Here is a 17,678-nt window from a genome sequence, read left to right as displayed (position 1 = left end):
TTCCTCCAACTTCCGGGACATTCCGCAGGTGGCTGCGTGCAACAAAGCAACCTTTGTCAGAGACTTGGTAGCAGGCCTTGTATTTGGTGTATCGCGTGCGCCCCGACTTAAGTGCAGTTTTGATCGTAACAGTAGGCTCTGAACAAGATTTGGGTGCTTCTGAAACCCTTAAAAGTTACTGCTGCATCCACGCTACGAATGAGGCTCCGAGTCCGACAGAGTAATATCATAGTCAGTTTCCACCAGAGCTATCTACGGCCTTGCGGAAATCCGGCTTAGATTGTTTCGATTGTCTCCAGCCAGCGCAGCAGCGCCGCCGTGGTTTGCCGCGGTTGTTCCAGAGTTGGCAAATGCCCCGCGTGTTCGATGACTTCCAACCGGCTTTGCGGCAACAGGTCATGCATCAATTCGTGGCGTTCGACTGGGCATAACGCGTCATGACGACCGCAAAGGACCAGCGCAGATCCCTTGAAAGCGCGCAATGTGGGACTTTGATCCGGGCGATCTCGTAGGGCCATGGATTGGTTAACAAAAATCTCCGGCCCCAAGGCCATAGCCATATCCATGCATAGGTCCAAAATTGCCTGTCGATCAGGGCCATCGGTCAGATAGTTGGGCTTCATTTCCTCGGCCATCACATCGCGTAGCCGACCGTTTTTAACCGCCTCTATCTGGGGCTCACGCCTCGCCTTGACCTGATCCACCTCTGCCAGCGGGTTGGTGTCCATCAACGCCATCCCCGCTACACGCCCCGGTGCTTGCCGCAGTATTTCCATCGCAACAATGCCTCCCATGGAAAGACCGGCCAAGGCGAACCGGTCGGGCGCATGACTTAAAACCTCGGCGGCCAGAGCCTGCATCGTATCATGTGCACCAATGGGGGCGACAAATATCGGATATCTGCCAGACAATGCACCAATTTGCGGCGAGAATAGCCGAGCATCGCACATCATGCCCGGCAAAAGGACAAGTGATGTCATTTGACCAGAGCAGCCCCTTCGGCCAGCGCACCCAGTTTGGCATAGGCGATATCAGGATCGACAGCGCCAAACCCCGCAAAAGTGCCAAAACCGCAATCCGATCCGCCGATCACCCGCTCCGCTCCCACGATGTTCACGAACCGCTCAAGACGTTGCACGACCAGTTCGGGGTGTTCCACAAAGTTTGTGGTGGTATCGACCACACCCGGCACAAGTACCTTGTCATCCGGTATCTCGGACTTGCGGTCGCGGAACACCGTCCATTCATGTGCATGGCGCGGGTTCGAGGTTTCAAACAGCACATAGCGCGACTTGGTTGACATCAAAGTCGAGAACACCTTGTCCATTCCGATATCGCAGCAATGCGGACCTTCGTAATTGCCCCAGCAGATGTGAACCCGAACCTTGTCGGCGGGCACATCCTGCAATGCATGGTTCAGCGCTTCGACATGCATTTCGGCAATACTGACAAATTCCTCGTCAGAAAGGTCGGTGAACAGCATATGGCGCGACAGGGCAAGATCGGGACAATCCAATTGAAGATCCAGGCCCGCCGCGACGATGGTTTCATATTCGGATTTCATCGCATCGGCCAGCGCGGCCAAATACGCCTCGCGCGTCGGGTAATAGTCGTTCTGCAGAAAAAGAGAGATCACACCCGGGCTGGCAGCATTCATAAATCCGCGCTCAATCCCGTGCTCCACCATGGCTCTTTTGAGGTTGTCGATATCCTTCTGCAACTCGCCCTGCCCTTTCGAGCGCACATCGCCTACGCACATGGGCCGCGCGTATTGCGGAGTTCCGCCATCATTCGCCAAACGTTGAAGAAAGCCCGGAAACATCTTCAGATCAGCCGGAGCGTTGCGCGGGCTGTCGCCTGCAAACCCGGTGTAGCGGTCCTTGACGTAGGTCGCGTAAGAGATTTTCGAAGTCTCGCCATCCGATACAATATCGATCCCCGCTGCAGCCTGTTTGCCTACGGTCTCGGACACCGCGTTCGTCATGCAGGCATCAAAATCTGTCTGATCGAACGGTTCCTCCCGCTCACGCGCGAAGATGAAATCGACGACTTCCTGACTGCGCGGCAGACTTCCCACATGGGTGGTTGAAATTCGGGTCATCTTGTCATCTCCAATTCAATTACTTCCCTGTGCCGAGTCCAAAGTGAAGCACGGGTCACATACTGCGCGCCCCGAAAAAGATCGGAGCGCGCAACTTTGCCTTTATGCACCGGTCCAGGTAGCACCGGCGGGATCGTCCGTTGCCGTGATACGATACAGACCTGCCTCTCCGGTCATTGAGGGCACGATACTGTAGCTTTCACCTGACAGAACCAGCGCTGTATCGCCTGCGGACAAAGTTGTTTCATAGCCATCGACTGTAATCCGCCAATGACCACTCGCAGGCATGAGGACGACGGGCATATGCGCCGCGACGGGTTCGTTCAAACAAGAGCCGCGTCCGAGGAAATCGACCTCAAACCCCGGCTTATCCGTGATCAGGGCATCTTCGCCAATCACTTTGGCTGGCTTGTTAGCGGAAAGCGCCATCAGATCCCAATAGCGTGCCACATATTTGCCGATAACATTTTCGACCGGAACTTCCGGATAGCTCTTAAGCTCTTCTTCGTTCAGCAGCGGCATGGGGCGCACGTTGTGGGGCAGTTCCTGACCCTTCTTGCTGTCATACAGCACGCCATTGTCGCCCAGCATCAGCCCATGCGCCTGCGCGTCTTCGATCACCTGTGGTGCCCAGGTGACACCGCCACCCGCATCATCGCCGCCCAGGATCGACATGATCATCCCATAATCCTGCCCGACATTTTCGAAACCGCGAAAGATGCCAGTTGGAATGTTAAATATGTCACCTTCCTCGGCAATAAACTCGCCCGCAGTGCCATAGCGACCCCAGAAGAACCGCCAACGTCCTTTGGCGACAAAGAACACCTCGGCCGTGGTGTGGCTGTGCAGCGAATTCCGGCATTTCGGAGGTTGCCCCGCCGCGCCAATATTGAAACCGATTTTGTCGGTGATGTGGACATGCTGATCGGGGCTTTCGGATACGCCACCGCCTACGATGGTAAAGTTTTCCTTCTGGTCCGAACCGGGCGTGTGCGCGTCAATAAATGCGGTTTTACAAGGCTGCAGTTCGCCGTAGCGGACAATGCGTTGTTGGATCGTGCTCATAATGGTCTCCGTTCATTGAATTGGTACAAGAGGTCTCGATCCTCATGCACCCGGAGGGCGATTATTCAGCCGCCGCGCCCGCAAGGACGCCCGGTGGCCGTGGTACCGCCGAGTTCCTTCACTGGCATCCAATGCGACGCGCGTTTGAAGCATCAGAGATCCCCGGTTTCCAACAGAAGCTGTTTCCAGACCGCGGTTTCATCGAATAAGGTCCATTCGCGTCGCAGCCTGATGTCGCCTCCAACCAACTCGCCCCATTCGGCATGGCTGATCCCCAGCACATACAACTCAGCACCTGTTGGTTTGCCGAACACGCCCCAACCGTCATGCTTGCCATGCAAGCTCCAGCGCAGGGCCGAGCGGGGCGGCATATTCGGATCATCGCGCCCGATCTGATGATGGATGGTGAAGGTTGCGCTTGGCATGGCTGCACGCAAAGACATCCAGAACCGATCAGCCGAATCCCAGCCATGGCCCGTGACACCGCCGGGATATTCGGTCTGCACGCCTCGGTCATACTCTCGTTCAATCGCGCCCATATCTGCATTCATTATCCGTGTCAGCAGATCCGCGTGGCGGTGTCCCCATTCATTGTCATTGCCGTACCCCTTGTAGGGGCCTTCGATGTCGTTCTTGGGTGACAGAGGCTTCACACTGGCCTCGGCCCCACCTTCACGCGCTATCAGATCGGCGGCATATTCCTTGGGATCCCAGCCCATTTGCCGGACAATCGCACCCTGATCTCGGATCAGCCATTCGTCATCGATCATGTTGTCGATGGCGTGGCAGTCGGCCAGAATTCGGTATCGCAAGCGTGTTCCGGTGGCTTTGCCATAGACACCATTGCCCCGATGCGTGGCGGTCGACAGGATACGATGCGAGCTCAGCATGCCTTCTTCCGGGGTGCCCGACCAGATCACATCCTCGCCCAGCAGCTGACGGTCGGGGAACTCGGCCAACGTGGCCATTGTTGCACCAATGACATTCTGGTTACCCAACACAACCGAACCGGGCGAGCGGACGACGATGTCTGGGCTGTAATATTGATGCAGAGTCGCAATGCCACGGTCTTCCCAAATCTCTTTGGTGATGCCGATGATATAATCCGGGAAATCTTTGAATTTGGGATCAAATCCCTTCATGTCTTCCATCCTTCAGGTATGCGGGCGGAGCCGCGAACGATCAAAGGTCCGTCAATCTCGGTGCGGCGCGGCGCAACAGCGGGATTTTCGATCTTGCTAAGTAGAATATCGACGGTTTCGGCAACCATCCGATTGGCAGGCTGACGAATAGTTGTCAGATTGTAGGCTGGCCAAGAGGCAACGGCGACATCGTCATATCCCAGAACCGAGACGTCGGCCGGAATTTGCAGGCCCAACTCGAACCGCAGCGTGTCCATCACAGAGATCGCCATGTGATCATTGGCCACGAACACAGCGTCCGGTGGATCGGACGCGAACATGCGTAGCGTTGCCTCACGCGCCTGTTCTGCGATGAAGTTTCCAGCTCCACGGGCGTGCAGTTTGACACCCGCCTCTTGCAGGGCCGCTACGAATCCCGCTTCACGATCGCGCTGGGTCGAAGCGCCCTCCCATCCGGCGATATATCCGATCTTCTCATGACCGCCAGCCAGCAGAAACTCGGCTGCCTTTCGGCCACCGGCGACATTGTCGGATGTAACCGATGACATAGTGAGGTCATCCTGTGCCCGATTGAACAACACCATCGGCACGCCAACGGTCCGACAACGTTCATACAAGGTCGACGACAGGGCCACCGATGCCGCGATTATGCCGTCGACTTGAAAGTCGAGCAATTCCTCGACCACGCTATCGACGTTTTCGGCCTGGTTCGATGCCATGAATATCATCACATGGTAGCCGCGCTCCTGCAGCGTATTCGTCAACCTTTCCAGTGCTTCAGGATAAAACTGATTATTCAGATACGCCACAACAAGCCCAATGATCCGGCTTTTGCCGGACACTACGGCACGCGCAAGGACGTTCGGCCGATACCCCAGTTGCTTGGCGGCCTGACGAACCTTTTCAATCGTCTTCTTCGAGGCTGAAGCCCCCGGAGTGAACACACGGCTAACGGCAGACTGGCTGACCCCGGCAAGGCGGGCGACCTCCATGGATGTAACTTTTTGCGCCGCCATCAGTCTGCTGTCCAACCTCCGTCTATCATCAACGCGGTGCCCGTCACCAAAGCCGATGCATCCGAGGCAAGATAAACCACTGCCCCCATGATGTCTTCGATCTCGCCCGGACGGCCCAACTTGATCTTGTCCAATATCCATGCGCGCTTGTCCGGGTCATCAAAAGTCGACTTGGTCAAATCGGTCAGAATAAAAGTTGGGCAGATCGTGTTGACCCGAATTTTTGCAGGGCCGAACTCCAGCGCCATCGCCTTGGAAAAGCCTTCGACCGCGAATTTTGACGCGCAATAGACCGCCCTTTCCCGCCCGCCCACATGGCCCATCTGGCTGGAGATGTTCATCAGTGATCCGGGGCGCCCAGCTTCTAACAATCCTTTTGCCACCGCTTGGGTCAGAAAATAGGCCCCTCGGACATTGACATCCATTACCGCATCAAAATCCTCGGGCCGTGTGTCCACGGCCCTGCTGTGTCGGGCCAGACCGGCTGAGTTCAGCAGGATATCAAACGGCCCGTTTTGCGCCACAGCATCAGCAGTGCCTGCAACGTCAGAAACATCCAGTTCAAGTATATTCGCCAACCATCCCCGAGCGTTCATCTCTGTTGCCAGATCCTGCAACGCATCCTTGCGCCGCGCCGCCAGTGTCACTTCGGCACCATGCTCTGCCAGCGCTACGGCACAGGCCATGCCGATACCGGACGACGCGCCCGCGACCAATGCGCGTTTGCCGTTAAGATTGAAACTTGGGGTGCTGGGAAATTGGGACATATCAAACCTCGCCAACCGGAAATGGAATGCGGCCCGGAACGCGCGCCATGTTGAACTCTCGCAACCGGGCAAAGACGTCAACACCCAGCTGGCGATAGGTATCCAGCAGATCAACTAAAACCCAGTTCTCGCGAATCTTGCCATTTTCAAGCCGCCAGAAATCGAGGCTGCGCAGCGTGATCTTCTTGCCCGACGGTGCAATCCCCATCCAGCCATCATTGGTGACAGTCTGGATCATGTTGGGCCAACCCGTAACAGCCGCATAGTCACCGTCGCCAAAGAAATGACAGGTGATTTCATCTACATCCTGCCCGCGATCCGGCATTGCGTTGAGGAATGGAATCTGATGCCAATTACGGAACCCCGCAATACCCCGCCCTGTGCCGATCCCCGAGGGGCCGTACCAGTTCATCCGAGGATGCCAGAACCGCTCCATCTCCATCACCTCCGGACCACCTTCTGCGGGATGTTTGGTCAGATGATTCAGCATGTCGACAATGTGCTGGCAAGTCTCTTTGCCCTTGGCCTCGTCATACGGGCCGGGCACCAGCCCGTCCTGCGTCGCGGGTCCCGGAACATGCCATTCCCGCCCCAAACCGGGTGCCATGGGCCAGGCCTGCGCTTGCATCATCACTTCGGGGATGTCCCAAAGCGCCTGCACCTCGGCGATTTTGCCATTTTCGATCCGGTAAAACTCGTGAAACCGCATGGTGACCTGATGGCCTGTCGGCGGAATCTCCAGCCATGGCCCCGCGAAAGTGCCGGTATAGTACCCGCCGCATCCAACCCAATCAGCCCCGAATTCATCAGGTCCAGCCATGACGATATAATCGCGGCGCTCAAGATCGGGCCATGCGGTCAGAAGATCGCGATAGCAACAATCGTAATAAGCACTACTCCCATTGGTGTCGCCAAACGGATAGCTCAGATGGAACACAGCGTCGGGAGAACAAATCTTATCCAACGCCTGCCGGACACCGGCTTCGGTAAAGTCATACATCGCAGCCCTGACCTGTGCGATCAGGGTCTTGTGCTCAGTATGCCTGTCACTCATTCTGCGGCGTCCCTGTAAGGTGCAGGCGCGCCGTAGGGGACATTGATGCCGCCGTAACGCCGTACGCGGACGTTACATTGCTCGGCGTGCCCCACAAAACCTTCGAGCATACATAGGCGCGAGCCATATTCGCCGATCAAGGTTGCTGCCTCATCAGTCAGAACCTTTTGATAGCTATGTGTTTTCAGATATTTACCCACCCATAGACCACCAGTATAGCGGCCAGCTTTTTTGGTGGGTAGCGTGTGATTGGTGCCAATAACCTTATCACCGTTCGAGACATTGGTACGCGGGCCAAGGAACAGTGCGCCATAACAAGTCATGTTCTCAAGGAACCAGTCGTCGCGATCGGTCATGACCTGCACATGTTCAGATGCAATGTCATCAGCAACCTGCAGCATCTCATCATACATGTCGCAGACGATCACTTCGCCATATTCCTCCCACGATACTTTTGCGGTGCCCGCTGTCGGCAGAATGCCCAGCAGCCGGTCCACTTCGGCCATCGTGTCCTCGGCCAGTTTGCGAGAATTGGTCAGCAATACGCAGGGGCTGTTATACCCATGTTCAGCCTGACCCAGAAGATCGGTCGCGCACAGCTCTGCGTCTGCGGCGGTCTCATCAGCAATCACCATGGTCTCGGTCGGGCCGGCGAATAGGTCGATACCGACGCGGCCAAATAGCTGACGTTTAGCTTCTGCGACAAAGGCGTTACCCGGACCGACAAGCATGTGGACTGGATCAATCGTCTCGGTTCCCAACGCCATGGCGCCGATAGCCTGAATGCCGCCCATCACGTAAATCTCATGCGCCCCACCCAAATACATGGCGGCGATCACCGCTGCGTTGGGTTTGCCCTGAAACGGAGGGGTGCAGGCGATGATGCGCGGCACGCCCGCCACCGAGGCCGTCGCCACCGACATATGCGCCGAGGCCACCATCGGGAATTTGCCGCCGGGCACATAACACCCCACCGATTGTACGGGGATGTTCTTGTGGCCCAAAATGACGCCCGGCAGAGTCTCAACTTCGATATCCAGCATCGAGTCGCGCTGAGCTTGTGCAAAGTTGCGCACTTGTTCCTGCGCGAATTTGATGTCCGCCAGCTCTCGATCCGTCAGCTGATTGATCAGGTCGTCGATCTGGTCTTGAGACAACCGAAACGATGCTGGCGAATAGTTATCGAACTTCTCGCTTAGCTCGCGTACCGCAGCATCGCCACGTGTTTCGATGTCTTTCAGCGTCGCTTCGACGACAGCGCGTGTTTTGGCGTCATCCTCGGCTCGGTCAGCATCGGACTTACCACGTTTCAGATACTCGATTGTCATTGTCCTAATCCTTAGTTTCAGGCCGGGGCGGAGACTTCTCACCCCGGTCAAATGCTTCCCAGCCTTCGCCGTTAAACAGATCGACACCCAGCTGTGCCGCTACATGGGCGAAATCCACATTCACCCAATTGTCGACGATCTTGCCGTCGACCACTTTCCAGAAATCCATATATCGGATCTCGACCCGCTTTCCGGTGGGGGCGATCCCCAGGAACTCACCCGAATGGGTTGCTTCCTGTCGGCCAAACGCAGCCGCCCATTCGCCCATGTAAAGGCGCGCTTCGTCGATGCAGGTCTTGTCCGAAAAAGCCGCCTGAAACGGGCGTTGCCAATTGTCCTGAAACTCTTTCAGGCCAGTTTTTGTGCCACAGCCCTCATTGCCCATCCAGCGGAAGCCTTCCGAGAAGAATTCGCCGATGTCATCTATGCGGTGATCGTTCAGACCATCCACCATGGTTTCAATCACACGGCGGGTGTCTTCTGTTTTGTCGAGGTCCGTATCACGTGTCAGCACGGCCTGTTCCGGGCGGGAACCCTTCATCTTTCTCATCCTTGTATTGGTGCCAATAGAAATTCTGTCTTCATCGGGTAGCTCAATCAGCTGACAGAAAATCCCTCGGCATCCGGTTGAGCGCCGGGTGGCGGCCAACGGCGTTATGTCTTGCAGAGCTGCTCATGCGGCTTGCTCGGCGATGTCGGCAAAAAGGTCATATCCCAGCTGCAACAACACATGCGGGATGTCGACGAAAACCCAGTTTTCGACCAACAGATCGTCCTCTCGACGCCACCAGTCGCAGACCCGCATGAAGACGCGTTTTCCGCTTGCGGGTTGGTCGAGGAAGGGTTTCACCTGGACACCAGTCAAGGAAGGCCAGCCACCCGAGCATACGTAATTGCCTTCGCCGAAGCGGGTGAAATGCGCAGTCATGCCATTTCCCGCACTACCTCCGGACCAACCTTCGAAGGTGGCCTCGAAAGGCACCTGGAAGCTTGCAAAACTCTCGAGCCCGACGAAAGAACCGAAGGCGCTGGGGCCGTACCAGACCATGTTGTCATGCCAGAACGGGCGCCAGGCCTCGTTCTTGGTGGCAAGCTTGGCCAGCATTTCTGTGACCATACGATAGCTCTTGGCCCCCTCGACTGGGTCTTGCGGCGTGGTCAAGATGCCATCATGGCTTGCTGGACCCTGAATCATCCCGGTGAAGCCACGGGTCTTGCCCGGGCTATCGGTGATCGGCCATTGCCCTGCAGCCAGCATCAGTTCTGGGATATCGAAGAAGATATAGCTCTCCACCGCCTTGCCATCCTGCATGCGGTGGAACTCGCCGAAGCGCAGATAGGCAAGCTCACCTGTGGCGCGGATACCAAGCCAGTCGCGCGAGAACCGACCGACAAAATAGCCGGTGGCGCTGATCCAGCCCTGTCCATCAAATATACCGGCCATGACGATATCGTCGCGCCGAAAAAGCCCATCGAAGGAGGCTGCAAGCGGGGCGATGACGTGATCGTGCAGCCCGAGGCCACCCGCGACCTCGTTGAAAGGATGCACCACGTTGACATGTGCACCTGGGGCGAAGAACCCCTCATAGGCTGGCCGGAAATTGCCTGGATGGCGTTGCGCGGCGGTGAAATTCAGAAAGGGTTTACGGTCGAGGCGTTCCATTAACTTTGTCTCTATAGGATCTGTTCAAGGCGTCTGCGGAGAAACGTCCCGCAAGGCCCTGCGCGCATCAAAGCAAAAGGAATTCGCCCTGGTCGCCGTGCCCGGCACGCAGCCATATTCAGGCTGGCGGCGTGCGCATGGGCAAATACGGACTGAGGATGCGTGCGTCCCATCAGCGTCAGCCTTTCACAGCCCCGGCGGTCAAACCGCCCACAATCTGACGCTGGAAGAACATCACCAAGATGAACAGCGGAACCGTCGCAGAAACCACGGCCGCAACGGCGAACATTACGTTGCCCTCGGTTTGCGTTGTACCAAGGAACGCGGCGATGGCTGGAACCATTGTGCGGTTGCTTTCTGACAACAGCATCGCCCCAACGGCAAAGTCGTTATAAGCCAGAAGAAACGAGAACAGCCCCGTGGTGATCACACCCGGCCACATCACGGGAATGATCACGCGGCGGAAGGCCTGAAACTGGTTGCAGCCGTCGACCTTTGCGCTTTCGTCAAGCTCGCTGGGGATGTTCTTGAAGAAGGCATGTAGCATCCACAGGGTGAACGGCTGGTTGATCGCGACAAGTACGATAATTGTCGTCGGAAGTATCCCCCAGATATTCCATTCAAAGAAGGGCAACAGATAACCCGAAACCAACGTGATCGGCGGCATTGCGCGGAAGATCAGCGCCGTGATCAAAAGCCAGAATGTGTAGTTATAGCTCGACCGTGAAAGCGCATAGCCACCCAGCGTTCCGATGGTCAGCGAGATGGCGACCACAAAGACGCAAACGATCCCCGTGTTCAGAACATTCCGCCAAAATTCTTCCTGAATCCAAGCCCCTTCGTAACCGGTGGTGGTAAAGGGTGAGCCATAAACTGCCTCGGTCCGCGCGCCGGTTAGAGCGTTGGTCCAATCGGCGATCGAGAAGAAATCCAGCTCTACCTTGAACGACCCCCAAACCGTCCAGAGGAACGGGAAAGCGGCCAGGATGAACCAAAGGATCACAAAAAGCGACGAAGCAATCCGAAGGCTTTTGGGCATTCTTTGCGCACGGCTGGCCATGTTATCTTGCTCCTTTGAAGTCACGCCAGGTGCGGACAAGCACGGGCGACAACAGAATGGCGACCCCGATAATCGTGATCACAGACGTAGCGGCTGCAGAGGACAGCTGTCGCGTTTCACCGCCGAGGTCGTTGAAGATGAAAGTACTGAGCGATTGCGCATGGGCACCGGCGCTGAAGCCAATAATCGGTTCAAACACCTTGAAATTATCCATCAACTGGATCAGCGCCACAAACGTAACCAGTGGCATGAGATGGGGAACAACCACGAATTTGACCTGTTGCCAGCGGGTTGCCCCATCGATCTGGGCCGCCTCGATCTGATCTTTGGGCAAAGTTTGCAAACCGGCATAGAACACCACGAAGGCAAAGGGGGCCGAACTCCAGACGCCATAAACCATCAGCGCCACCCACATCAGCCCGGTCGAAGCCTTTAGACTGAAATCCGGATCTCCGGCCAAGTTTACAAGGGCGTTGCCGATGACGCCACGACTGTCAATCATCCAAAACAGAATGAGCGAGCCGATCAGCGGTGTCACAATCATGGGCAAGAGCGAGAAGAAGATCATCAAACCCTTGAGGTGCCGGTGCAGTGAGTTGACCGCCAGCGCAATCACCAGCCCCAGAATGATCGTGAGGGGTGTCACAATGAATGTGAAGGTCAGCGTAAAGGCCATGGCCCGATAGAAGGGCAAGTTTCCGACCTCTGAGAAAAGGTCGCCCCACGTATCGCTCGCCGCCCAGATTTCGCCAACCTCCTGTATCGCCAGGTGGCCGCGATCAAAGTAGATATCCAGCCCGACAAATCTGCCCAATGGTTGTTCGGCACGAAGCGCTGCGGTGGCTTCCTGATCGATGGTGGTCTCGGTTGTGCACCCGACAAGCGGAGTACAGTTTTCGACTTCCACCAGAACCGCCGGGTGTGGGGCATAAATGGATTGGATCACCACCGAGACGATGGGCATTGCAATGAACAGCAGCATTGCAAGTCCTGTGGGCAGGAAAAACCAAAGGAATGTCTTATGGCGCATGTCGCAATTCCCGTGTCGGCTTGATTGGGCGGGTGCCCGAATTGGGCACCCGCGAGGGGCGTTTTACTGTAGGAAGCCCTGTTCGATTGCCGCGGCGCGATAGGCGGCCTCGACATCGGCCAGCGCCTGTTCAGCGCTTTCCTTGCCCTGCATGAAATCGGCAAGTTCATTGCCGAGTGCACTGTGCATCAAACCCATGTAGGGCAGCATCGGATAAGGCGTCGTGCCCATTTTGGCAGCGTCAAATACACCCTGCGCGTCGTCTGCAGGTTCGTACCCTTCGATCAACCAGACTGCCAGCGGCGTGGTTTCATCGTTCAACATTTCGGGGCGGACGCCATGCGTCATCGCGACAAAAGTCGCCTCAGCCTCTTCATCCGAGATGTTCTTGCCGACGGTCCATCCGTCCCACCAAAGGGTCGAGGCCGGAGTCGTGCCGCCACCCACGGTCAGCGGCGCTGCAATTGCATGGCCATCAATTACTTCCTGCAAGACACCTTCGGTTGTGGTCTGCTGTGACGCCCGTGACCCCCACATATTCATGATCGCCACATTGCCCGCGCGGTATTCCGCATTGGTGGCATTGGAATCATGGGTCAGAAAGTCGGGGTTCATATACTCGGACAAAGCCTTCATCATGTTCAGCGCTTTGACACCGGCCTCGGTATTGACGTTGGGCTCTGCGCTGCCGGGCTTGAAATGAGTACCTCCATAGCCAAGGAACATGTTGTTGAATTCCTGCGCCAGATTCCATCCCGCAGCGTAAGCACCACCAACCGGGTTTTGCATTATGCCCTGCGCGCGAATGGCTTCGGCCGCCTCGAGCAGTTCTTCATACGTGGTTGGCACTTCGACGCCTGCCTGTTCCAGAACGTCCTTGCGGTACATCAGGTGCTGAGCGTTGGCCATGAAGGCGATGGCCATGATGTCATCGCCGATCTTGATCAACTGTCCCGGCTGCAGGTTCTGACCATGTTTTTCGACCAGGTCATTGAGCGGTCGGATAACGTCTTCATTCATCAACGCCACAATCGAGCTGTTGGCGATGATGGCTGAGGTGTATTCCGACGGATTGCCCGACAGACCGGCGACGTTGATGGTTTGGTGTTCGGATGTCAGGTTGGATTCAACAGATGCGCCCGTGCATTCCTTTGCAGCAGCGGCCACAGCCTGAATGGCGGCAAATTCGTTGCCGACGATGTTGACCCGATCCGTGATCTCGCAGGCATAACCCGCGCTCGCAGCAAAGGCGGTCAGTGACCCGGCCAATGCGATTTTCTTTAGAAACATTTTGATTCCTCCCTAGGTGATTGGGTGCATCTTCGAAGCCTGCACCCGAGATTGTCCCGTCATTGCGGGATTGGTTTTCGTCTCTCAGATCTCAAGGCGCGCGCCGGTTTGCGCATCGAACAGGTGACAGTGATCGGTATGGATATGAATCGACACCTGATCGTCGATTTCAGCACGATAGGTTTTGTCGGCCTTGACCGAGACCAGCGCTCCGCCGATCCGAACCGAGACCATGGTGCTATCGCCCAGCAATTCCTGCGTATAGATGGGCGCGTTAATCTCGCCCCCGCTTTCTACGACATTGGCGTCCTCGGCGCGGAAACCCAAAGTTATTGGGCCATCCGGAGCATTCAGACCATGCACTTCGGTATTCTGCGCGCGGAACACACCGCCCTGAACATCGCCATCAACCAGGTTCATCGCCGGGTTGCCGATAAAGCTGGCGACAAACGTGTTCGCAGGCTCGTCGTAGATCGCCGTCGGAGAGCCAACCTGCTGGACAACACCCTGCTTCATGATCACCACGCGATCGGCCAGTGTCATCGCCTCGATCTGGTCATGTGTCACATAAATCGTAGTCACCGCCAGTTCATGGCTGAGGTTCTTGATCTGCGCGCGAGTCGAAACGCGCAGTTTTGCGTCAAGGTTGGACAACGGCTCATCCATCAGGAACACGTTGGGCTCGCGTACAATCGCACGCGCCAGAGCCACCCGTTGACGTTGCCCACCTGACAGCTCTGCCGGCTTACGATGCAGAAAGTCGTCCAACTCTACCATCGCCGACGCACGGCGCACTTTTTCGTCATGGGTGGAAGCGTCGATGCCACGTACCCTCAGCGGGAAACGAATGTTCTCGTAGACATTCATGTTCGGATACAAAGCGTAAGACTGGAACACCATCGCGACGTCGCGGTCTTTTGGCTCCATATCGTTGACGCGGGTACCGTCGATCAGAATATCACCCTCGCTTGCGTCTTCCAAACCTGCGATCATGCGCATCGTCGTGGTCTTGCCGCAACCCGACGGGCCGAGAAGCACCAGAAATTCCTTGTCGGATATTGTCAGGTCGAAATTGTCCACTCCAACAAACGAACCCCAACGTTTTCCAACATTGCGCAGTTGAATCTCGGCCATACTGTCCTCCCAGTTGCACCTGAGTGCATACGTTTGCAAAAGCATAGACATCCAAAGGAACATCTGGCAAGTATTTTTTGCAAGCGAATGCAAAAGCGTCCGCAATCTTGCTAAAGACTGACGCTTCCCTCCGGGCAAAGCATTGAAAGTAAAAAATATGTCTTACGAAGCCGAGAAAGAAATTGTCCTGAACTTCTACAAAGCTCTGAGCGATGCAGAGGAATCAGCCCACTCTGATGTGATCGCTGAGTATTGCGCCGAGGACCTCCTGTGGCGCGGCTTTCACCCATTCAACGAGCAGCGTGGCGCTAGCAACGTGGCGCAAAAATTCTGGCAGCCGCTGAATCACAGCCTAACCAACTTGCAGCGTCGGATGGACGTATTCATGGCTGGTCAAAATGAAATCGACGGGTTCAATTCAGTCTGGGTTGTTTCGATGGGCCATCTCATGGGGCTGTTCGACAAGGACTGGCTGGGCATTGCGCCAACCGGAAAAATGGCCTTGCTGCGCTATTGCGAGTTCAACAGGATTGAGCACGGTAAGATTGTCGAAACCGCGATGTATTTCGACATCCCGCATTTCATGATTCAGGCCGGGTTGCAGCCCTTCCCGCCGCAGACCGCCGCACAACTTGTCCAGCCCGGGCCCATGACCCATGACGGTCTGATATTCACGCCTCAACCCGCCGAAGACGGCCAAAAGACATTGGCCGCTATCAACGCGATGATCTCCGATCTTGGGCGGTGGGACAGCGGGCTCAGCCTTGAAGATGAGTTGCGCCGCACATGGTGCGAAGACATGATCTGGTGGGGGCCATCCGGTATCGGTGCGACCTACACAATCGAACGTTACGCCAAACAACACGCTGGCCCGTTCCGTGCTGGGTTTGCCGACCGGTCAAATACCAACCATATCTGCCGCATGGCCGAGGGCCACTATGGCGGCTTTTTTGGCTGGCCGAACTTTACCGCCCGACCAACCGGCGGGTTCATGGGGATGCCTGCCACTGACAAAGCCGGTGAGTTCCGGGTGATAGACATTTATCGTCGCAAAGGTGATAAACTGGCCGAGAACTGGATTTTCATCGATCTGCTTCATTTCTGGAAGCAACAGGGTGTCGATATTCTGGACCGCATGGCGCGAGTGGGCCTTTAGATCATGGCCAGACCCGTCATGTTGGTCGGAATACGGTAAACGGACGTGCAGGCAGTGATGTACAGCATGCTGAACCCGGCCCCACCAAAGCAGAAGTTGGTAGATTTCTGCGGCGTCAGAATGACACCAAGGCAGTGCGCTTGGGCATCAAACAGATGTACACCGCCGGGACCATTGCACAAAATCTGGCCGTCGCGGGTGCACTTCATACCGTCCGGCACCCCTTCCCCATCGCCAACAACATCGGCCCAGACCACCCCACCGGTCAGTGAGCCATCAGTGGCGACATCAAAGACGCGGATATGACCACCCCAACTGTCATTGACAAACAGCCTTGTTTCGTCAGCTGACAAACACAACCCGTTGGGTTGCTGAAAATCATCCGCGACAAGGTGTAACGTGCCGTCGGGATCCAGCCGGAACACGCCTTGCACCGGCAGTTCTTGCTCTCTCAGAATGCCAAGATCCTCTCGGATACGACCAAAACTGGGATCAGTGAACCAAATCCGACCGTGCGAGTCGCAGATAACATCGTTGGGGCTGTTGAGTTCTTTGCCATCAAAATGCGTGGCTATCGAAGTAACCCGCTTGCCGCCGTGATCATGGCGTACCAAATGCGAACTGGCGTGCTCGCAAGAGATCACTGCCCCACTTTTGTCGAAGCAATTTCCGTTTGCTTGGTTGGAAGGGGTGCGAAAAACGCGAACTCCCTCACCCTCGCTCCACTTGTATTGATGGCTCTCCTGAATGTCCGAGAATACCAGCCAATGCTCTTCGGGGTGCCATATTGGCCCTTCGGTAAACCCCAGACCGCTAGCGATTTCTTCCAGTTGAGCGTCAGGGTGCACCAGGTCTGTGAAGCATTTGGAACGGATATCGAATACCATGAGAGCACCTTTTCAGAGTTGCGCCTGCCAACACTACCGGCAAGTCCCGACAAGAACAGCGTTTCGGGTGAAAACGCAATAACGACTGTTCGATAGTCTGGCCCTGCCAACTTCAATGCTCTACGCTATGGCCGATGTTTCCAAACCGCTTGGCTGCCAATTGCCATGTGCCGCCCAAACAAAACCGTCAGGACTTTCCCATGAATTTCAAACAACGCATGCTTGCTGGCGAGCCTCTCGTCGGAACGTTTCTCAAGACACCAGCCCATGAACTGGTCGAGATAATTGCCAAGTCAAAACTGGACTTCTTGTGCCTGGATGCGGAACACGCACCCTTTGACCGGGGTCGGTTGGATGTTTGCCTCGCCGTCGCCCGGGCTCTGGGGTTGCCGACGTTGGTGCGGGTGCCGACTGGGTCTGCGGACGAAATTCTCAAGGCGCTCGACAGTGGCGCGACAGGTATTGTTGTGCCGCATGTTGACAGCGCCGAAAAGGCCCGTCGCATTGCGCGCGAGGGTCGTTTTGGCCATGGTGGTCGCGGCTATGCCGGATCAACCCGGTGGGCAGGGTTTGCGACCCGATCCATGGCTGATGTCCTCAAGCAAAGCGAAGAGGAGACGATTATCATTGCCCAAATCGAAGAACCAGAAGGCGTCGCAGAAGTCGATGATATCGCCGGGACCGAGGGCATCGACGGGATTTTTGTAGGACCTGCGGATCTTGCGGTATGTTACGGCGTGACCGATCAGTCCGACCCACAGGTTCTTGATGCAATGCGACGCTCGGGCGATGCAGCCAACGCACATGACAAGACGCTGATGACCTTTGCAGCCAGCGCAGAAGCCGGACTCAAGCTGCGCGACTATGGGGTGACCATGATCTTCGTCGCTTCAGAACACGCCTTCATGCTTCGCGCTGCAAACGCGGAAGCGGAGAACTTCCATGGCACCGCGAGGACGTGAAACGCACAGGGCTTTTTAGTGGA

Annotated in this window: 17 protein-coding genes; 2 read left to right on the top strand and 15 right to left on the bottom strand. The window is 56.2% G+C overall.

Annotated features, from left to right (window positions below):
• Positions 1-275: 275 nt before the first annotated feature.
• The 14 genes from ACRZ96_RS17975 to ACRZ96_RS17910 form a co-directional block, all read right to left on the bottom strand.
• Positions 276-980: an alpha/beta fold hydrolase gene (locus ACRZ96_RS17975; RefSeq protein WP_480706027.1), complete on the bottom strand. Its 705-nt coding sequence runs from the start codon at positions 978-980 to the stop codon at positions 276-278.
• Positions 977-2,101, bottom strand: coding sequence for a cobalamin-independent methionine synthase II family protein (locus ACRZ96_RS17970; RefSeq protein WP_170561879.1), 1,125 nt, complete (start codon positions 2,099-2,101; stop codon positions 977-979). Before ACRZ96_RS17970 ends, ACRZ96_RS17975 begins: the two co-directional genes overlap by 4 nt.
• A gap of 102 nt (positions 2,102-2,203) precedes the next feature.
• Positions 2,204-3,166 (bottom strand): cupin domain-containing protein, encoded by a 963-nt coding sequence (locus ACRZ96_RS17965; protein WP_480706025.1) that lies wholly within the window; start codon positions 3,164-3,166, stop codon positions 2,204-2,206.
• A 152-nt stretch (positions 3,167-3,318) separates the two neighbouring features.
• Entirely contained in the window at positions 3,319-4,308 is a 990-nt protein-coding gene (locus ACRZ96_RS17960) for a nuclear transport factor 2 family protein (protein ID WP_170422637.1), read from the bottom strand.
• The gene (locus ACRZ96_RS17955; RefSeq protein ID WP_480706023.1) at positions 4,305-5,324 is read right to left on the bottom strand and encodes a LacI family DNA-binding transcriptional regulator; all 1,020 of its coding nucleotides are present in this window, start codon (positions 5,322-5,324) and stop codon (positions 4,305-4,307) included. The genes ACRZ96_RS17960 and ACRZ96_RS17955 overlap by 4 nt, the downstream gene beginning before the upstream one ends.
• Positions 5,324-6,091, bottom strand: a complete 768-nt coding sequence (locus tag ACRZ96_RS17950) for an SDR family oxidoreductase (protein ID WP_170422633.1) — start codon at positions 6,089-6,091, stop codon at positions 5,324-5,326. Before ACRZ96_RS17950 ends, ACRZ96_RS17955 begins: the two co-directional genes overlap by 1 nt.
• A gap of 1 nt (position 6,092) precedes the next feature.
• Positions 6,093-7,145, bottom strand: a complete 1,053-nt coding sequence (locus ACRZ96_RS17945; RefSeq protein ID WP_480706021.1) for an ester cyclase — start codon at positions 7,143-7,145, stop codon at positions 6,093-6,095.
• Positions 7,142-8,473: a histidinol dehydrogenase gene (gene hisD / locus ACRZ96_RS17940; protein WP_480706019.1), complete on the bottom strand. Its 1,332-nt coding sequence runs from the start codon at positions 8,471-8,473 to the stop codon at positions 7,142-7,144. Before hisD ends, ACRZ96_RS17945 begins: the two co-directional genes overlap by 4 nt.
• Before the next feature lie 4 nt (positions 8,474-8,477).
• Positions 8,478-9,014 carry an ester cyclase gene (locus ACRZ96_RS17935; RefSeq protein ID WP_170394089.1) on the bottom strand — a complete coding sequence of 179 codons (537 nt, stop codon included), beginning with the start codon at positions 9,012-9,014 and terminating at the stop codon, positions 8,478-8,480.
• Between the two features lie 132 nt (positions 9,015-9,146).
• On the bottom strand, positions 9,147-10,136 hold the full coding sequence (locus ACRZ96_RS17930; RefSeq protein ID WP_480771747.1) for a nuclear transport factor 2 family protein: 990 nt from the start codon (positions 10,134-10,136) through the stop codon (positions 9,147-9,149).
• A 178-nt stretch (positions 10,137-10,314) separates the two neighbouring features.
• A complete protein-coding gene (locus ACRZ96_RS17925) occupies positions 10,315-11,196 on the bottom strand; it encodes a carbohydrate ABC transporter permease (protein ID WP_170394093.1) in 882 nt (293 codons plus the stop codon).
• Position 11,197: 1 nt separating this feature from the next.
• Positions 11,198-12,226 (bottom strand): carbohydrate ABC transporter permease, encoded by a 1,029-nt coding sequence (locus ACRZ96_RS17920; protein WP_170394095.1) that lies wholly within the window; start codon positions 12,224-12,226, stop codon positions 11,198-11,200.
• Positions 12,227-12,289: 63 nt separating this feature from the next.
• Positions 12,290-13,516 carry an extracellular solute-binding protein gene (locus ACRZ96_RS17915; protein WP_170394097.1) on the bottom strand — a complete coding sequence of 409 codons (1,227 nt, stop codon included), beginning with the start codon at positions 13,514-13,516 and terminating at the stop codon, positions 12,290-12,292.
• Positions 13,517-13,600: 84 nt separating this feature from the next.
• Positions 13,601-14,650: an ABC transporter ATP-binding protein gene (locus ACRZ96_RS17910; protein ID WP_170394099.1), complete on the bottom strand. Its 1,050-nt coding sequence runs from the start codon at positions 14,648-14,650 to the stop codon at positions 13,601-13,603.
• Positions 14,651-14,807: 157 nt separating this feature from the next.
• Between ACRZ96_RS17910 and ACRZ96_RS17905 the strand changes: the two genes are divergently transcribed.
• The gene (locus ACRZ96_RS17905) at positions 14,808-15,806 is read left to right on the top strand and encodes an ester cyclase (protein WP_480814910.1); all 999 of its coding nucleotides are present in this window, start codon (positions 14,808-14,810) and stop codon (positions 15,804-15,806) included.
• Here ACRZ96_RS17905 and ACRZ96_RS17900 read toward each other — a convergent pair.
• A complete protein-coding gene (locus tag ACRZ96_RS17900) occupies positions 15,803-16,693 on the bottom strand; it encodes an SMP-30/gluconolactonase/LRE family protein (protein WP_480706012.1) in 891 nt (296 codons plus the stop codon). The genes ACRZ96_RS17905 and ACRZ96_RS17900 overlap by 4 nt on opposite strands.
• 200 nt (positions 16,694-16,893) lie before the next feature.
• On the opposite strand from ACRZ96_RS17900, the gene ACRZ96_RS17895 reads away from it, so the two are divergent.
• Positions 16,894-17,655, top strand: coding sequence for an HpcH/HpaI aldolase family protein (locus tag ACRZ96_RS17895; RefSeq protein WP_480706010.1), 762 nt, complete (start codon positions 16,894-16,896; stop codon positions 17,653-17,655).
• Positions 17,656-17,678: the final 23 nt, after the last annotated feature.

It is taken from the genome of Ruegeria sp. CF1, from assembly GCF_056537445.1.
Note: the sequence above shows the minus strand (reverse complement) of the source record. Positions and strands in the feature narration are given on the sequence as shown.